Below are 15,254 nucleotides of genomic sequence, written 5' to 3' on the forward strand. Positions count from 1 at the left end.
TCGACCTTCGACATCTGCGGCATGACCAGCACCAATCCGTGAACAACTGCTGTCGCTACCCGTGAACAGAGCCAGGCCGACCGGGGCACCCGACAGCGGCCCTTCGGGCCATCTGCTCGGACGGGCGCCTGAAACGTCCGAAAGCTCCGCTTGCGGGCGGTGGAAAAGGGAGTTGGCTGGAGGGGAACCACAGGCTCTCTAGGCGCTGGAGGTTTCATGACCAATCGGATCGATCAACCTCGAAAGCTTGATCTCGTCGGCAACCCGGTGCACGTGGGTGGAGTCGGCACTGGCCACGAGGGCACGCTCCACTACCGGGTCGGCGATGGCCATGACGAGGTGACCGGACACTTCAACGTCGGCGGCGGCACTGGTGAGCACGGACAGTTCCACGTCCAGGTGGACGTCGGCAAAGCCAAGTTCCAGGCCGACCGGCTTCTTATCCAGGTGTTCGAGAAGAGCCCCAAGGACGGCAGCGAGATCAACGTGGTGACCACGCCCGTCCTCTACGGGCCGCGTATCGTGCCCGGCTACTACGGCTACCGCGAGCACAAGGTGGTCAAGGGGGACACCCTGTCCGGACTGGCGAAGGCACACTACGGAGACCCCTCGCTGTTCAAGCGCATCGTGCGTGCCAACCCGGACCAGATAAGCGACCCGGACAAGATCACCCCGGGGCAGGTCCTGCGGATACCCATCGGTTCTTGAACCTGTCGTCGCATGCTGTGAGAAGTCGGCACTGACCAGGGGCTGACGCTGCCCTGCGAGGGCTCCGCGAGAACTGTGCTCATCCGCAGGGCGGCGCCGACGCCGATCAAGGAGTCGGACTCTTGCCCCTGAGCCGTTGCCCGGAACCTGCCGTGCCGAGTGAGGGTGGCAGAGTGCGGTCGGTCTCGTCTGGGACCGACCGCCTTCTCATGGGCGGGGCCTTGCGAGTGGGCAGGGTCACGGCTCGCAGCGGCTGATCGCGCTCGCCTCGCAGGCCGAGGCGCAACGGTCACTTGCCGATCTTGAGGTCGGAGATCAAGCGCGTCGCGATGTCGGACTGGACCATCAGATGAGTGTGGCGGATGTGATTCTCCGAGACCTTCCAGGTCAGGGTTACGCGGCTCCAGCAGTGCCCCATCCCGCTGTCGTTGTAGACGACCTTCCAGGCCGTGGGGACCCCCGTGGCGCGCAGCACGCCGTCCTTGTGGTGGGTGGCCTCCCAGCGGGCCAGAGTGTGGCGCAACTCGGGGGTCAGGTAGTGGTTGCGGAGGGCATGGCTGAGGCGCCCTCGACCGGAGTCGAACAGGATGTCGATGTACGCGCCGTAGAAGTCAGCGACCCGATCGACCGTGGACTGCGGGCTGCCGCCGCGGGCTTGTGGGGCCTCCGGGGTGGCCACGGCCGCGCTCCTGGCCTGGCTGCCGGTCGCGATGCCCGGTGCCGTCGCTCCGAGCAGCAGCACTGCGCCGCCCAACGCGAGACGGCGGAGAGCAGGGGCTGTAAGCATGGCTTCTCCTCTCTTTGCCCGGCCACCGAAGTGGAACGACCAGGTCTCTCACCATCCAGTGCACCGCGTCGGGACCCTGCGGTGGGCGGGCCGACAGGACCGACTTGGAGGCCGTACGGCGTAGTTGGGGCGACAGGCGTGCTGGGCCGTTGGGCGCGCCGGGTTTGGTCGACCCCATGTCGACATCTGCTCCGGTGCCGCCAGGAACGATGCCCGGCCCATGATCGACGTGGGCGCCAGGGCCTCTCCTCGGCGTCCCTTGTCGGGATTATCGATTGGGTGTAGCTGTTCTGCGGGGACCTCCTGAGCAATCAGAGTGGTTCGATGGGCAGTTCCAGGGTTTCCTTCGGTGCAGCGAAGCCCGTCCGGCGATACAGGGATGCACTCCGTTCCGAGGGCCAGACGATCAGAGTGTCCATGCGGTTCTGCCGACCGTGGCGGACTACTTCGTCCAGCAGCGCCCTGCCCAGACCGCGGCCGCGGTGCTCCGGGCAGACGTAGAAGTTGGTGACGTAGCCGAGCGTGTCGGCGTCGGCGCCTGGCTCGGGAATCTTCTCCACGTGGTTCAGGAAGACATGGCCGTGGACTTCGTTATCGGCCTCGGCGATCCAGGCGGTCCAGGACCCGGCCAGACGGGTACGCATCCACTCGGTGCACTCGCGGATGAAGGACTCCTGTCCGCCGCTTGGGTTCGGCTCGTCTTCCAGCTTGAAACGCCACCTCAGACGTGCCAGAGCAACTGCGTCGGCGGCCTGTGCCTTGCGGACGGTGAATGTGGTCATAGGCGAGATCATCGCTCAACCGGTGAGTCTGTAGTTGGCCTGGTCGGCTCCTGGATGCAGGCGTCGGTGCTCGGCCTGGACGTGGAAGTTCCAGTACGCCGGGAAGTCGTCGTTACTGATGACGGCGCGGAGGATGAGGAGGGCTTCGGCGCCGGGGACGCTCCTTCTGCTGCCGGTGATGTCGAGTCCGTCGGCGATGAGGTGGCGGGCCGCGCCTTTGTTCACCGGTCAGCTTGCGATGATCAGCCTCGGCGCGGATCTCATCGGCGGCCTGCTGGGCACGTCCGCGAAGGATGCGGGCGGTCTTGACGGCGATCCAGTCCTCGGCGTCCGCGTCGGCGGGGGCGTGGAAGCAGCGGGATGCGGCCCAGAGTTTTTCGATCACGTGGACCAGGTCGAGGACGATGTGGATGGTCACGGGCCTGGACCTGGTCGAAGGCAGCGGCGAGGACGTGCTCGGGATCGTGTTCGACCGATTCTGTCAGCCACTTCTCCTGTGCTTTCGGCCCTGGCCGGGGTGCTCGCTCGCCGCTGCGGCCGCCGGGCGGGGAGATGATGTCGTGCGCCGTCCGCTTGCGTCCCGCCTTCTCGCCGGTGGCCGGGCGGGTGCGGAAGGTCCGCTTGGCCCGCTCGGCCGCCTTGCGGGTGGCTTCGCGCAGGTGGCCCGGGCGCATGATGATCCCCTTGCCGTCCACGGACAGCACCAGCAGCATGTCCGCGCTCTGCGGCATGGGGATGCGGGCGGCGTAGAACGCGGCCACGTTCACCGCCGCTGCCTGCACGAGGTGTTCGACTGGCGTTTGCCTGCTACCTTCCCGCAGCATCGGGTGATCGCCTCCATCGCGGTGTCGTATGAACCGCGTACCGCCTCGAGCACGGCGTGCTTGCGTACTCCCATGGTTGTGCCGCTCGTACGGTAGGCCGAGCACTTTGTCGGCCGGGTAGCAGTTGACCTGGCCCGGTGACCTGAGCGCGCACCGGGTGACCCTCACCGTCCGAAGGACGGTGGCCCGTTCGCGGTGATGCCCGCGCTCCAGGCGGGTGCGTCCGCCGGCCAGGGCCGCACGCGAGCACGGATTCAGCGCGGCCAGTTCCGTCTCCTCGTGGCGGGCCCGCAGATCAAGGTGGGCCTGCAGCAGCAGCCGGGCCCGCTCCCGGCCCCGCGCCGCGGCCATTTCCTCCACATCCCGATGAGGCAGGACCAGCATGGCGGGGCCGGAGAGATCGGAGATCAGCTGAGTGAAGAAAGAAGCCGAGCGGGCAAACGGGTCAGCCATCGCGGCATGCTCGTAGTCTTCCATCGGGTTCTCGTTCCGGGGCATCGAATGGTTTCGTCACCCTCGACGCTAGGCGCGAGAGCCCTCTCCCTGTGTCGGTGGCGGAAGGATGAGGCGACGGACAAGCCCGACAAGAGCGACGTACAAGCCCGACAACAGCATCGCAGGGAGGGCGAGATGACCGGAATGATCGAACGGCTGCCGGGATGGCCACCGGTGTTGCCGGATCTGTTCGCCTGGGTGGAGTCCGGGCTGCCCGGAGTCCTCACGACCCCTGGTCCGCACGGCATCCGGATAGAGGAATCGTTGAGGGAGGGGGTGTACACCCTGCGGGCCGAACTCCCGGGGGTCGACCCGGCCGAGGGCATTGAACTCGGCATTGCCGAAGGCGTCTTGACGTTGCGCGCCGAACGTGGCGCCGAGACCACCGCCGAACACCACACCGAATTCCGCTATGGGACGTTCGCCCGCTCGGTCCGGCTGCCCGCCGCCGCCCGGGGCGACGATGCCACCGCGGACTACAAGGACGGTGTCCTGACCGTCGAGGTTCCGGTGCCGGACGCGAAGACGGGCACCTGGGCCATCCCGGTACGACGCGTCTGAGTACCGGGATGTGAAGCGCGCGCCTCTGCATGTTCCCGACGCATGGCGGGTCCGATGCCGCGGCCGAGCCGTTTGCGCCCCTGGACGACGAGCGTCACGGCGACTCCGGAGGAGCGGATCTTCCCGGCGAGCTTCCCGGCAGTCTCCAACTCGGGCCGCTTCATGGCGCGGGTCGAGATCTTTTCCGAGACGACCTGGGTGACCCCGTTCTTGACCGTGATCACTGGATGGAGGTGGGCGCAAACCGCACTTCGAGCCAGACGGCGTTCACCCACGCTCAGCTTGATGACGGACTCATCGTCGAAGCTCCGGCCATTTGCAGCACCGGGTGCTGCGGCGACGTCCTAGGACCGCACTGCAGCCAAGCCGGGCACAAGCCCGGCACACCCGCACCGACCTGCCGAGCCGAGCGCGGGCGAGGCAGGTGAGCATGCGGGTGCACTGCCCGACAGCTCTCCGGGCTCCGCAGAACAACAGATGGACGCGCGGCTGCCCGCGCGGATGGCGGCATGCAGTCGGCCGGGGAACGGCGACCACCGGACACCGGGCGTGGCGAAGCACGCTGTGGAGGGCTGAGCCGAGCGCCGGGCCGGGCAGGCCGCGACCGCGAGTTCCCACGATGAGGCCCAGGGCGCGCGCGGACTCCTGAGTCAGTACCTGCGCCGGGTGGCCGCGGACAACCCTGTGGTGTACGTCCACGGTTGGGTGAAGGGCCTGTCGCACTGCCACCGTCTCCGACAGGACCTGGCGGCAGTCACGCAAGGCCGCTCGTTCGTCCAGGACGCCGAGGAGCGGCGGGCGCCATACGTACAGCACCCGTAGCGCCGCACCGCGCCGGGCGGCTTCCACGAAGGCGAGGTCGAGGGCGGCTGCGGAATGGTGGTGGCCGTCCCGACCCACGTTCATACCCACGACGAAGAACGGCTGCTGGCCGACGAGTTCGTGGTGGCGCACGACCACCACAGGGCAGGTGGCGTGCGCGATGACCGACAACGCGAAAGGGGCTGAGGCGAACAGTTGCCCTCTTTTGTTCCGCCGTCGCGAGCCCAGCACCACGGCCGTGGCCGTGCGGGACTGGTCGCGCAGGATCGGCGCAGGTGCATCCAGAACCAGCAGCGTGGAGACCTCCAAGCGCGGGTGACGGTTGTGGACGTAGGCAACCGCTTCGTCGAGGTTCTGTTCCGCCGCGCCGTGCGGGGCGCGGGCCTGTTGGTCCTCCCGGGACCGCATGGGCTCAGCCAGGCCATGGCCGGTCTGGCCCCGCGCCATGAGCAGGCGTAGAGGCAGCTGGCGTCCTGCGGCTTCGTCGGCCCCCCAGGCCAGTGCCTCCCGGCAGGACGGATCCTCATCGATACAGACCACGATCGGTGTGCGTACTTCGGTGGTCATCGTCACCTCCGCGGTCGTTTCGGGGCCGGGCCCGGCCCCGGCCTGGAGGGGGCGGGCACGGGAACCCCTCCGGGCTGTGACGTGCAGCTCCGGAGTTCTGTGTTCATCAGGTCGGGCTGATCGCGCCGGAGGGCCTCGTGCACGAAGGGTCGGTTGCCACGCCTTCGGTCATCCTGGGGTGGCTGAGCTCCGACAGCTTGTGACGTGGACGGCCGGCGTGCTGTGCGGCCGGGCTGGGAGGCACTTCACCCTAGGACGGGCTGCGGCGCCCAGCCAGTCTCCTTCTCGGTCAGTCGGCGTACACCGGAGGGCAGCTCGGCCGCACCGGGGTTCTGCCACCTCGTGTGGCGGAGCCTCATCGGGGCGCGGCCGGGCGACGGGCCGGGTTCCTTCGGCCTCGCACCGCGGCCGGGTGGCCCCTGTTCGTTCCCGGCGGTCGCGGGCCACGGTGGGGGCAGGACAACCGGAAGCTGCTGGACCCGGTCAGGGCAACGCGTCCTCAGGCTCCGGGACCGGCACTCGCATCGGTGCCGCCGATGCTGAGGCGTGTCGCGTGACGGTACGGCCGCTGGACCGGGCGAGGGGCACGGGAGCGGGTGAGTTCCGGTCCCTCGCCGCCATGGACGGCCCTGATGCGGAACGAGGACATCATGATGGATGTGGCCAAGGGTGGGCTGGTCGTAGGAGTGGACGGCTCGGCTGCCGCCCTCGCGGCTCTGCGTTGGTCGGCCACGAAGGCCCGGCTTCTGCGTGCTCCGCTCGTGGTCGTGCACGCCTGGCAGCCGACTGCTGTCCTGCGAGCGCCTTACGCGCCCGCCGCGGGACGGCGCACGCCGGAACAGGAACACGCGTGTGCCACCACGACGCTGGAGGAGGCCGTGGCCGAACTCCTTGACGTGGACCCGGGCATCGACTTCGTTCCGCTGCTGGATCGCGGCCCTGCCGAGCGGGTTCTTCTACGCCACACCGAGGACGCCGTGCTGCTCGCGCTCGGCCGCAAGCCCTTCAGGGATGTCTCTGGGCCTGCGCTCGGCGCGGTCGCGCGGACTTGCCTGCGTTACGCGGTGTGCCCCGTGGTGACTGTGCCCGAACCGCACTCATCCGACGAACATGCCCTACCGCGTCCCGCACGGAAGACGGCAGCGGGCCTGGAACGTGCCTGAACTCGCCGCCGGCTCCATCCCCGGTTGCGGAGAGCGGCCCGGCATGAGCAACCCGAAAGGCCCGGGGCATGGGGCCGGGCGGCCCCTGCCCACCCGACGTCGACCGCGCGAGGCTTGTGACACAAGAGGGGGTGACGACGATGGTCCGACCGATCGTGGTGGGCCTTGACGGCTCACGTGAGAGCGTCTGTGCCGCACACTGGGCGGCTCGGGAGGCGGTACGCCGCGGTCTCCCGCTGCGGCTGGTGCACGCCTGGGAAGGGATGCCGCAGGACACGGAACCGGTGAGCCTGCCGGAGTTGAAGGTTCCGCAGAGCCGTGCGCGAACGATCCTGCACGGTGTCGTGGACCAGGTGCGCGCTGAGTGTCCGAGGGTGTGTCCGACCGCCGAGCCGATCGGGCGGCTGCCGGTGCCGGCGCTCGTGGCCGAGGCGGAGTCCGCGGAGTTGCTGGTCCTCGGCAGTCAGGGTTTCGGCGGACTGGGCGGCCTCCTCGCGGGGTCGGTCGCCACGGCCGTGGTGGCCCGCGCGCGGACGCCGGTCGTCCTGGTGCGCGAGGGCTTCACCGCCGTCGACGAGCACGTGCCGAACGGCGACGGGCAGGCCTCGGCCGGCAATCCGTACCGACCGGTGGCGCTGGCCCTCGACCTGGCGCACGACTGCCACGCGCTGCTCGACTTCGCCTTCGAGGCCGCGCGGCACCGCGCCGCTCCGCTGTACGCCGTGTACGCGTGGAGGCTTCCTCACACCCACACCGGTGAACAAGGGGATGCGCCGGGCCGGTGGGACGCCGAGTGGGCACTGGACAGCGTGCTCGACCCGTGGCGTGACAAGTACCCCGACGTCACCGTCCACGCGGAGGCGGAGCACACCCGCCCCGTCCACGCCGTGCTGCGGGCCGCGGAACACGCGGGCCTTCTCGTCCTCGGCCGCGAGGCCCGCCGGGGCGCCGTCGGCGGCCACACGGGCCACGTCACGCGCATGGCCATCCAGCACGTCGGTTGCCCCATCGCCGTTGTCGCGCACGAATGAGCCGCCCCCAGACGATCACCGAAGCACGGTTCACCCGACGATGCGCCGTGGACCTCACGGCCACCACGACCCCAAGGAGCCGCACATGACCGTCCGCGTAGGCATCAACGGATTCGGCCGCATCGGCCGCACCTACCTGCGCTGCGCCCTGGAGCGCGGCTCGGACGTCGAGGTCGTCGCCGTCAACGACATCGCCCCGGTGGGAACGATGGCGCATCTGCTGGAGTACGACTCCACGTACGGCAGGCTCCGGGAAGACATCCTGCACGACGACACGTCGATCACCGTGGGCGGACACCGCGTCGCGGTCACGGCGGAACGCGACCCGGCCGCCCTGGACTGGCGCACGGAACGCGTGGACGTGGTCGTCGAATCCACGGGCCGCTTCCGCGACCGCGACGCGGCGGCTCTGCACCTCAAGGGCGGCGCCCGCAAGGTGCTGCTCTCCGCCCCCGGCAAGGGAGTCGACGCCACCGTCGTCATGGGCGTCAACCACGACGCGTACGACCCCGCACGGCATCAGATCGTCTCCGCCGCCTCCTGTACCACCAACTGCGTCGTGCCGATGGTGAAGGTGCTGCACGAGCGCTTCGGCATCGCCCGCGGCCTGCTGACCACCGTGCACGGCTACACCAACGACCAGGCACTGCTCGACGGCCCGCACAAGGACCTCCGCCGGGCCCGATCCGCCGCACTCAGCATCATCCCCACCAGCACGGGCGCGGCGCGCGCCGTCGGCGCCATCGTGCCCGACCTTGACGGGGCCCTGCACGGACTCGCGCTGCGCGTGCCCGTGGAGGACGGTTCGCTGACCGACCTCACCGTCGTGCTGCGGCGGGAGACGACCGCCGAGGAGGTCAACGCCGCGTTCGACGAGGCGGCCGCCGGTGAACTGTCCGGCATCCTGCGGGTTTCACGGGCCCCGATCGTCTCCCGTGACGTCATCGGCGACCCCGCCTCATGCGTGTTCGACCCCGCCCTCACACAGGCCCACGGTGACCTGGTGAAGGTCTTCGGCTGGTACGACAACGAATGGGGCTACACCAACCGACTGCTCGACCTGACCGTGTACGTGGCCGAACGGCTGTAGGCGGCGACCAAGGAGGCGCGTGCCATGGAACGGACACTGTGCAGCGGCGTGGACGGGTCGTCCGAGAGCATCGCCGCGGCCCGCTGGGCGGCGGCGGAGGCCGTCCTCCGCGATGCCCGGCTGCACCTGATCCATGCGGGGGGCCCACGGCCGGAGGAGCCGGGGCCGGCAGGCGTCGTCGCGCGGCGCCGCGCCCGGCAGATCCTGGACGAGGCCGAGGAGCAGGTGAGGTCGGTGTGCCCGTCGGTGCGGTTGACCGACGAGCACACCGCAGGGCCTGCGACGGCGGCTCTGCTGCGGGCGGGGGACGGCGCCGTCATGACGGTGCTGGGCTCACGAGGCCGGGGTGCGGTCACGGGGTTGCTCGTCGGATCGGTCGCCCAGGGCGTCGTCGCACGGACCACCCGCCCGGCTGTGCTCGTACGGGCCGCGGAACGACAGCCGGAGGGCGCCGTCGTCCTGGGCATCGACGTGAGTGAACCGTGCGACGAGGTCATCGAGTTCGCCTTCTCCTCGGCCCTGGTGCGCCGTGCGCCGCTGCACGTGGTGCACGCGTGGAGCGATCCGTCGCCCGCAAGCATCGGCTCCGGCGAGATCGCCCTGGTGGAGCAGCCGAAACAGGTGCGGGAATGGCAGGGGTTCGTCGAAGCCGTTCTGCGACCGTGGCGGCTGAAGCACCCTGACGTGGCCGTCACGGAGACCGTCGAGAAGGGGCGCCCGGCGCCCGTTCTGCTGGACGCCGCAGCCGGTGCCGGTCTGCTCGTCGTCGGCAGGCGGGAGCGCGAACACCCACACTTCGGCCCACAGACCGGGCCCGTGACCCACCACATGATCCACCACGCGACATGTCCCGTGGCGGTCGTGCCGCACTCCTAGATCGTCGGCTGCCGGGCCCGGACGGTGGCTCCAGCGAAGTCACGGGGCAGGACCTGGCCGGATACCGGTGGCGGATCCTGGGGGTTGGCAACAGATCTTGGCCAACGTGACTACGACCTGTATCCGAACCCTCTCGCGGGGATTGGTCGACCGGTACGGTGAGAGAAAGGAGCGTGGCTGCCGAGCCGCACTTTGGCTGCAGGATCCGGTCGGAGGTAGCGGTGAGTGGGGAAGCGCACATGGGACCCGACCAGCACCTGCCCAAGCTGCGACTGGACGAATTGCTGGACGAGTTGCAGACGCGGATCGACGCCGCACGCGGTACGCAGGACCGGGTCCACAGCCTCCTGGAAGCGGTGCTCTCGGTGGGCCGGGAGCTCGGGCTGCCACAAGTGTTGCGGCGCATCGTCGAGGCCGCGGTCGTGCTGGTGGACGCCGAGTACGGCGCGCTCGGAGTGATCGGCGACGACAGCAGGCTCGTGCAGTTCCTGACGGTCGGCATCGACGACGAGCAGCGCGGCCGGATCGGTGATCTGCCCAGCGGGCACGGGATTCTCGGCGAACTGATCCGGCATCCGCAGCCGCTGCGCCTGCCAGAGCTCTCCGAGCATCCCGCGTCCCAGGGTTTCCCGGCGGAACACCCGCCGATGCATTCGTTCCTGGGTGTCCCCATCCGGGTGCGCGACCAGGTCTTCGGCAACCTGTACCTCACGGAGAAGCGCGGTGCCACCGAGTTCGACGCCGAGGACGAGGCGGTGCTCTCGACCCTCGCGGTGGCGGCGGGTGTCGCGATCGAGAACGCGCGGTTGTACGAGGAGGCGCGGCTGCGCGAGCGCTGGCTGCGGGCCAGTGCGGAGGTGACCAGCACTCTGCTGTCCGGGGAGCCCGGCACGCGGGTCATGGAACTGATCGTCGAGCAGGCCCGTGACATCGTCTCGGCCGATGTGGGGATGATCGCGGAGTACGTCGCCAGAACCGAGGAGCTGCGGCCGCTGCTCGCCGTCGGCACGGACGCGGAGCGGCGCAGCGGCCTGCGACTCTCCGCCCAGGACGGCTTCGTCGGTGCCGCTCTCACCGCATCCGAGCCTGTGGTGAGCCCCGACATCCGGCATGACGCCCGCACCCGCGCGGATGCCGCGGAGTGGGTCGGGCTCGGCCCGGTCGTGGCCGTTCCGCTCGGCGCCGGCGGGAAGGCCCGTGGCGTGCTGCTGCTCGGACGGACAGCAGGCAAGACGGCTTTCGCGGGCGACGACACCGGTCCCTTGCTCGGCTTCGCGGGGCAGGCGGCGCTGGCGTTCGAACTCGCCGAACGGCGTCAGGACGCCGAACAGGTGGCCCTCTTGCAGGACCGCGACCGGATCGCCCGTGACTTGCACGATCTGGCCATTCAGCGGCTGTTCGCCGCCGGGATGACGTTGCAGAGCACTCAGCGGTTCGTGGACCATCCGCAGGCCGTCGAGCGGCTGTCACGCACCGTGGACGACCTCGACGACACCATCAAGATCATTCGATCCACCATCTTCGGCCTGCGTGGGCGCGGCGACGGAGCGGTCGGCGGCGGGGGCCTGCGGGCCCGTGTCGCGGAGACGGTCAGTACCTCGACCGCGTCGCTCGGGTTCGCTCCCGCGCTGCGGATCGAAGGCCTCGTCGAAACGGACGTACCGGCGGATGTCGCCGACCACACGCTCGCGGTCCTCAGCGAGGCGCTCAGCAACGTCGCCCGGCACTCGAAGGCGTCATCCGTGGACATCCATCTACGCTGCACCGGCGGTGAGTTGACTCTCTGCGTCGCGGACAACGGCTGCGGCATTCCGGGCGACGTCGCCCGGAGCGGACTGGCCAACATGGCGGACCGGGCTCGCACGCTCGGCGGAGAGCTGACGTTCGGTGAACGGCCCGAAGGCAGCGGGACACGGCTGGTGTGGCGCGTGCCGACGCGTTCAGGGAAGGCTTGAGAACCTGCCGGGACGGGGCGGAGGTCCGCCGTCGTCGATCACCTGGCGCGCCGTGAGACGCGGGGACGGTGGCCCCTCCGGGCCGTACCCGAGGCGGATCACCATGTGGGCGTGCTCCGGTCGGCCGTGCCGCGGTCCCGTCAGGCGCTCGCGCAGGCCCGGCCACTCCAGTGCCTGGTGCAGCAGCGAAGCGCGTACGCCGTGGGCGGTGGCCACCAACAGGACGCGTTCGAGGGCCTGTCCGGCCCGCAGCCAGTCCACCCTGCGGTCGTGGACGGTGGACAGCACGGAGACCGAAGGGCGCTTCTCGAAGGGGCGGCTGACGAGCACGCCCGGATGCCGGTGGGCGCCGAAGTCCCGCATCGGAATCCGCTCGTGGGCATCCTGCCGGCCCAGGGCCGCCGACGGAATGCCGAGGCCTGTGCCGTCGATGCCGTGCACCAGGCGGCGGCTCTCCGCGGCCCGGTCGCCGTCGGCGGTGGTAAGGCGCTCCGCCTCGCGCGTGAGCTGGAGAAGACGATCCGTCTCGGCTGGACCGGGGTGGGTGAGGAGAGCGCCCTCGGTGTGCGCGGCCATGGCGAGCTCGCCCAGCAACGTGCGGGGCAGCGGTCGCCCGGAGAAGGGGAACCGGCTGCTGTGCCGACGCCACAGAGCGTCGTACAGAGCCGACAGGCGCGCCGGCCGGCCCGTGGCGGTGCCGCAGAGGGGCACGACGGCCAACAGGTCCGGCTCGGCTGATCGCGGCAGCAGCCGGGCCACCGGGGTCCAGCCGAAGTGCGCCACCGCCACCCGGAGGTTGAAGACCGCACAGCCGACGGACACGTGCAGCGCCCGGCCGTGCGGATCGATGTGGCGCAGCCCGCGCCGCTCCACGGCACGGATCTCCAGAGCGGTGTCGTCCGGATCCAGCCGGAAGCGCCAGGGCTGACTGTTGTGGATCGACGGGGCGGCCACGGCCGCGGCGACCAGGGTTTCGAGCGTGGACGCGTCCAGCACGGCAGCACTCATCAGGAACTCCTCCCCGCCCGTACCGACGATTCGGCGGGGCGATGCGGTGAGCAGATCCAGCGTGGCGTCCGCGGCGACGACGGGGGAGGGGCCGTCAGGCCTCGCACGGTGCCGTACGGCCCCGCGCCGTCACTTCGTGGGCGGCTGCCGGGGCTCTGGCTGCTCCAACTGCGAGGCGAGGACCGCGGCCTGCACGCGGCGGTGCACGCCGAGCTTGGCCAGGAGCCGGGAAATGTGGTTCTTGACGGTCTTCTCCGACAGATAGAGCCGCTTGCCGATCTCCCGGTTGGTGAGGCCTTCCCCGATGAGCGTGAGGATGTCGCGCTCCCGGGACGAGAGGGCGGCCAGTTCGGGTGCGACGGCAGGGGCGTCGCCGGGTTCGGCGCGCAAGGAGCGCATCAGGCGGGCGGTCGTCTCCGGATCGAGCATCGACTGCCCCGAGGCGACCGTGCGTACCGCCGAAACGAGGTCGGAACCCTTGATCTGCTTGAGTACGTAGCCCGCGGCTCCGGCCATGATGGCGTCGAGGAGGGCATCCTCGTCGTCGAAGGACGTCAGCATCAGGCAGGCCAGCTCCGGCATCCGACTGCGCAGCTCCCGGCAGACGGTCACGCCGTCGCCGTCGGGCAGGCGGACGTCGAGGACCGCCACGTGCGGACGCACCGCGGGACCTCGCACGAGTGCCTGCTCGACGGTGTCGGCGTCACCCACCACCGAGATGTCCGGCTCGGCCTCCAGGAGGTCGGACAGGCCACGTCGGACGACCTCGTGGTCGTCGAGCAGGAAGACGCGGATCGGGTGGGACTCGGTGAACGTGCGTGCCTCGCTCATGTCGACCCCTTTTCCCCGGAGGACGACGGACCGCGGGCTGTCCGTCACGACGATCATCACCCGTCCGGCCTTCGGCGCACTAGGGCCGACCGGTCCCACCATTCTCGGTGGGCACGAACTCCACGTCCACGACACCCTCCACCGCCCGGGTTCACCATGCCCACCAGGCAGCCTTGTCCGTCGACGACCGGAAGGCGTTTGACAAGGGCGTCGCCCGGTGCGCCGACAAGGGGCATCGCGTCATGACGTCGCCCACGACGTGCGGGCTGCCGTGCATGGCGGTCAGTCCTGCGCGGAGCCCGGAGCGCAGGAAGTCACAGGGTGTTGCCGCTGCCGTACGGGGCGTACAGATCGAGGAGCCGCGTGCGTGTCGAGTGCAGCCGGTGGGCGACGACTCCTCCCACCCACTCGGCGACGTGCCGGCCGAACTCCGGGTCCTCCTGGCACATCGTCCGCACGGCGGGCGCGTCGAACTGGTAGGCCCGTACAGGCGCCGTCGCCTCGCCACCCAGGTGCCAGACATACGGGGCGAACAGCCAGGACCAGCCGACGAGCTGGCCGTGGCCGAGGGACTCGATGACGGCCTCGCGACGGCCCGGAACGTGCAGATCCAGCGCGACGGTACCGGTACGGACGATCCAGAACCGGTCGGCGTGCCCGCCCTCCTCGAAGAGCCGGGTGCCCTGCGGGAACGACACCTCGCGGGCGATGTCCATCAGCCGTTGCTGGTCCGCCGAGGGCAGTGTCTTGAGCGTGCTCGGCATGGGGGACTGGTTCATGGGGTGCCTCCAGAAGGGGTGTGAGCACTCGCCACTTCCAGGATGTTCCCGAGTCGCCCCGCAGCCCAAGGGCCCAACGGCTCCGCTGCGGGCCGGTCGGTACCGAGGCGCACCGTCGCCGGACGCGCCGGAACTGGCCTGCGGTTCGCGCGGGCCCGGCCGTGCGGCCCCTCCCCACGGGTCCGTTCGGTCCCGCACCGTGGGACCGAACGGAACCACAGTGACGGCCCTTCGGCATCCGGCGGACCCCGTCCCGGGCGAGAAGAGTGAGCGATGTCAGGCATCGAGAGCACCGCTCACCGGAAGGGCATCACCATGGCCGTGCACGACCACCCGCACCGCAGCCCGGGACTCCACCTGCCGTCCCTCCGCAGGACCCGGCGCGACTCGTCCGCGACCGCGGTGACGCACCGCGCCGAGGCGCACACCGTGCGGGACTACGCCTTCGCCTCGCTGCGCCTGCTGACCGGGTTCGTCTTCCTGTGGGCGTTCCTCGACAAGGCCTTCGGCTTCGGCTACGCCACCGCGTCGGGCCAGGGGTGGGTTGACGGCGGTTCGCCGACCAAGGGGTTCCTGAGCAATGTGGCGGCCGGCCCGATGGAGTCCACGTTCCACTCCTGGGCCGGTGACGCCTGGGCCGACTGGCTGTTCATGCTCGGCCTGCTCGGTATCGGAGTCGCCCTGGTCAGCGGCATCGCCCTGCGTCTCGCCGCGCTGGCGGGCACGCTCATGATGGCCCTGATGTGGATGGCCGAATGGCCGCCCGCCAAGCACCTCTCCGACGGCGGAGCGAGCATGTCCACGAACCCCCTGGTGGAGTACCACCTCATCTACGCCGTGGCACTCATAGCCCTCGCGGCGGCCTCCTCCGGCGACACCTTGGGCGTCGGCAGGCTGTGGGCGAGGCTCCCCGTGGTCCGTCGCAACCACTGGCTGCGCTGACCGGAAGCCGCGGGTACCCGGCGCGGGGGTCGA

16 protein-coding genes are annotated in these 15,254 nt (G+C 70.1%); 8 read left to right on the top strand and 8 right to left on the bottom strand.

Annotation, left to right across the window (positions count from 1 at the left end):
* Positions 1 to 216 precede the first annotated feature (216 nt).
* Positions 217 to 708 carry a Gmad2 immunoglobulin-like domain-containing protein gene (locus tag ACZ6AA_RS35545; protein ID WP_468455105.1) on the top strand — a complete coding sequence of 164 codons (492 nt, stop codon included), beginning with the start codon at positions 217 to 219 and terminating at the stop codon, positions 706 to 708.
* A gap of 289 nt (positions 709 to 997) precedes the next feature.
* On the opposite strand, the gene ACZ6AA_RS35550 is transcribed toward ACZ6AA_RS35545, so the two are convergent.
* From ACZ6AA_RS35550 to ACZ6AA_RS35565, 4 genes are all read right to left on the bottom strand, one after another.
* Positions 998 to 1,495, bottom strand: a complete 498-nt coding sequence (locus ACZ6AA_RS35550; protein ID WP_471462570.1) for a hypothetical protein — start codon at positions 1,493 to 1,495, stop codon at positions 998 to 1,000.
* Positions 1,496 to 1,806: 311 nt separating this feature from the next.
* Positions 1,807 to 2,277, bottom strand: a complete 471-nt coding sequence (locus ACZ6AA_RS35555) for a GNAT family N-acetyltransferase (protein WP_471462572.1) — start codon at positions 2,275 to 2,277, stop codon at positions 1,807 to 1,809.
* 15 nt (positions 2,278 to 2,292) lie between these two features.
* Positions 2,293 to 2,502 (bottom strand): hypothetical protein, encoded by a 210-nt coding sequence (locus ACZ6AA_RS35560; protein ID WP_471462574.1) that lies wholly within the window; start codon positions 2,500 to 2,502, stop codon positions 2,293 to 2,295.
* A 35-nt stretch (positions 2,503 to 2,537) separates the two neighbouring features.
* Positions 2,538 to 3,578, bottom strand: coding sequence for a hypothetical protein (locus ACZ6AA_RS35565; RefSeq protein WP_471462576.1), 1,041 nt, complete (start codon positions 3,576 to 3,578; stop codon positions 2,538 to 2,540).
* Between the two features lie 153 nt (positions 3,579 to 3,731).
* Between ACZ6AA_RS35565 and ACZ6AA_RS35570 the strand changes: the two genes are divergently transcribed.
* The gene (locus ACZ6AA_RS35570; protein WP_468455112.1) at positions 3,732 to 4,157 is read left to right on the top strand and encodes an Hsp20/alpha crystallin family protein; all 426 of its coding nucleotides are present in this window, start codon (positions 3,732 to 3,734) and stop codon (positions 4,155 to 4,157) included.
* A 294-nt stretch (positions 4,158 to 4,451) separates the two neighbouring features.
* Here ACZ6AA_RS35570 and ACZ6AA_RS35575 read toward each other — a convergent pair whose 3' ends face one another.
* Entirely contained in the window at positions 4,452 to 5,546 is a 1,095-nt protein-coding gene (locus tag ACZ6AA_RS35575) for a universal stress protein (RefSeq protein WP_471462578.1), read from the bottom strand.
* A gap of 632 nt (positions 5,547 to 6,178) precedes the next feature.
* On the opposite strand from ACZ6AA_RS35575, the gene ACZ6AA_RS35580 reads away from it, so the two are divergent.
* The 5 genes from ACZ6AA_RS35580 (at position 6,179) to ACZ6AA_RS35600 (ending at position 11,661) form a co-directional block, all read left to right on the top strand.
* On the top strand, positions 6,179 to 6,709 hold the full coding sequence (locus tag ACZ6AA_RS35580; protein ID WP_471462580.1) for a universal stress protein: 531 nt from the start codon (positions 6,179 to 6,181) through the stop codon (positions 6,707 to 6,709).
* A gap of 140 nt (positions 6,710 to 6,849) precedes the next feature.
* Entirely contained in the window at positions 6,850 to 7,740 is an 891-nt protein-coding gene (locus ACZ6AA_RS35585) for a universal stress protein (RefSeq protein ID WP_468483435.1), read from the top strand.
* Positions 7,741 to 7,825: 85 nt separating this feature from the next.
* On the top strand, positions 7,826 to 8,830 hold the full coding sequence (gene gap / locus ACZ6AA_RS35590; protein ID WP_468455120.1) for a type I glyceraldehyde-3-phosphate dehydrogenase: 1,005 nt from the start codon (positions 7,826 to 7,828) through the stop codon (positions 8,828 to 8,830).
* Positions 8,831 to 8,854: 24 nt separating this feature from the next.
* Positions 8,855 to 9,706 carry a universal stress protein gene (locus ACZ6AA_RS35595; RefSeq protein ID WP_471462582.1) on the top strand — a complete coding sequence of 284 codons (852 nt, stop codon included), beginning with the start codon at positions 8,855 to 8,857 and terminating at the stop codon, positions 9,704 to 9,706.
* Positions 9,707 to 9,945: 239 nt separating this feature from the next.
* Complete coding sequence (locus tag ACZ6AA_RS35600) at positions 9,946 to 11,661, top strand: sensor histidine kinase (RefSeq protein WP_468455124.1); 1,716 nt, start codon at positions 9,946 to 9,948, stop codon at positions 11,659 to 11,661.
* On the opposite strand, the gene ACZ6AA_RS35605 is transcribed toward ACZ6AA_RS35600, so the two are convergent.
* The 3 genes from ACZ6AA_RS35605 to ACZ6AA_RS35615 form a co-directional block, all read right to left on the bottom strand.
* Positions 11,647 to 12,669, bottom strand: coding sequence for an Acg family FMN-binding oxidoreductase (locus ACZ6AA_RS35605; RefSeq protein WP_468483432.1), 1,023 nt, complete (start codon positions 12,667 to 12,669; stop codon positions 11,647 to 11,649). The genes ACZ6AA_RS35600 and ACZ6AA_RS35605 overlap by 15 nt on opposite strands.
* A 129-nt stretch (positions 12,670 to 12,798) precedes the next feature.
* Entirely contained in the window at positions 12,799 to 13,500 is a 702-nt protein-coding gene (locus ACZ6AA_RS35610; protein ID WP_468455128.1) for a response regulator, read from the bottom strand.
* A gap of 314 nt (positions 13,501 to 13,814) precedes the next feature.
* Positions 13,815 to 14,279 carry a Crp/Fnr family transcriptional regulator gene (locus tag ACZ6AA_RS35615; protein ID WP_468455130.1) on the bottom strand — a complete coding sequence of 155 codons (465 nt, stop codon included), beginning with the start codon at positions 14,277 to 14,279 and terminating at the stop codon, positions 13,815 to 13,817.
* 315 nt (positions 14,280 to 14,594) lie between these two features.
* Here ACZ6AA_RS35615 and ACZ6AA_RS35620 point away from each other — a divergent pair, with 315 nt between their 5' ends.
* Complete coding sequence (locus tag ACZ6AA_RS35620) at positions 14,595 to 15,221, top strand: hypothetical protein (protein ID WP_471462602.1); 627 nt, start codon at positions 14,595 to 14,597, stop codon at positions 15,219 to 15,221.
* Positions 15,222 to 15,254: the final 33 nt, after the last annotated feature.

This window comes from Streptomyces sp. NPDC040610 (genome assembly GCF_055594065.1).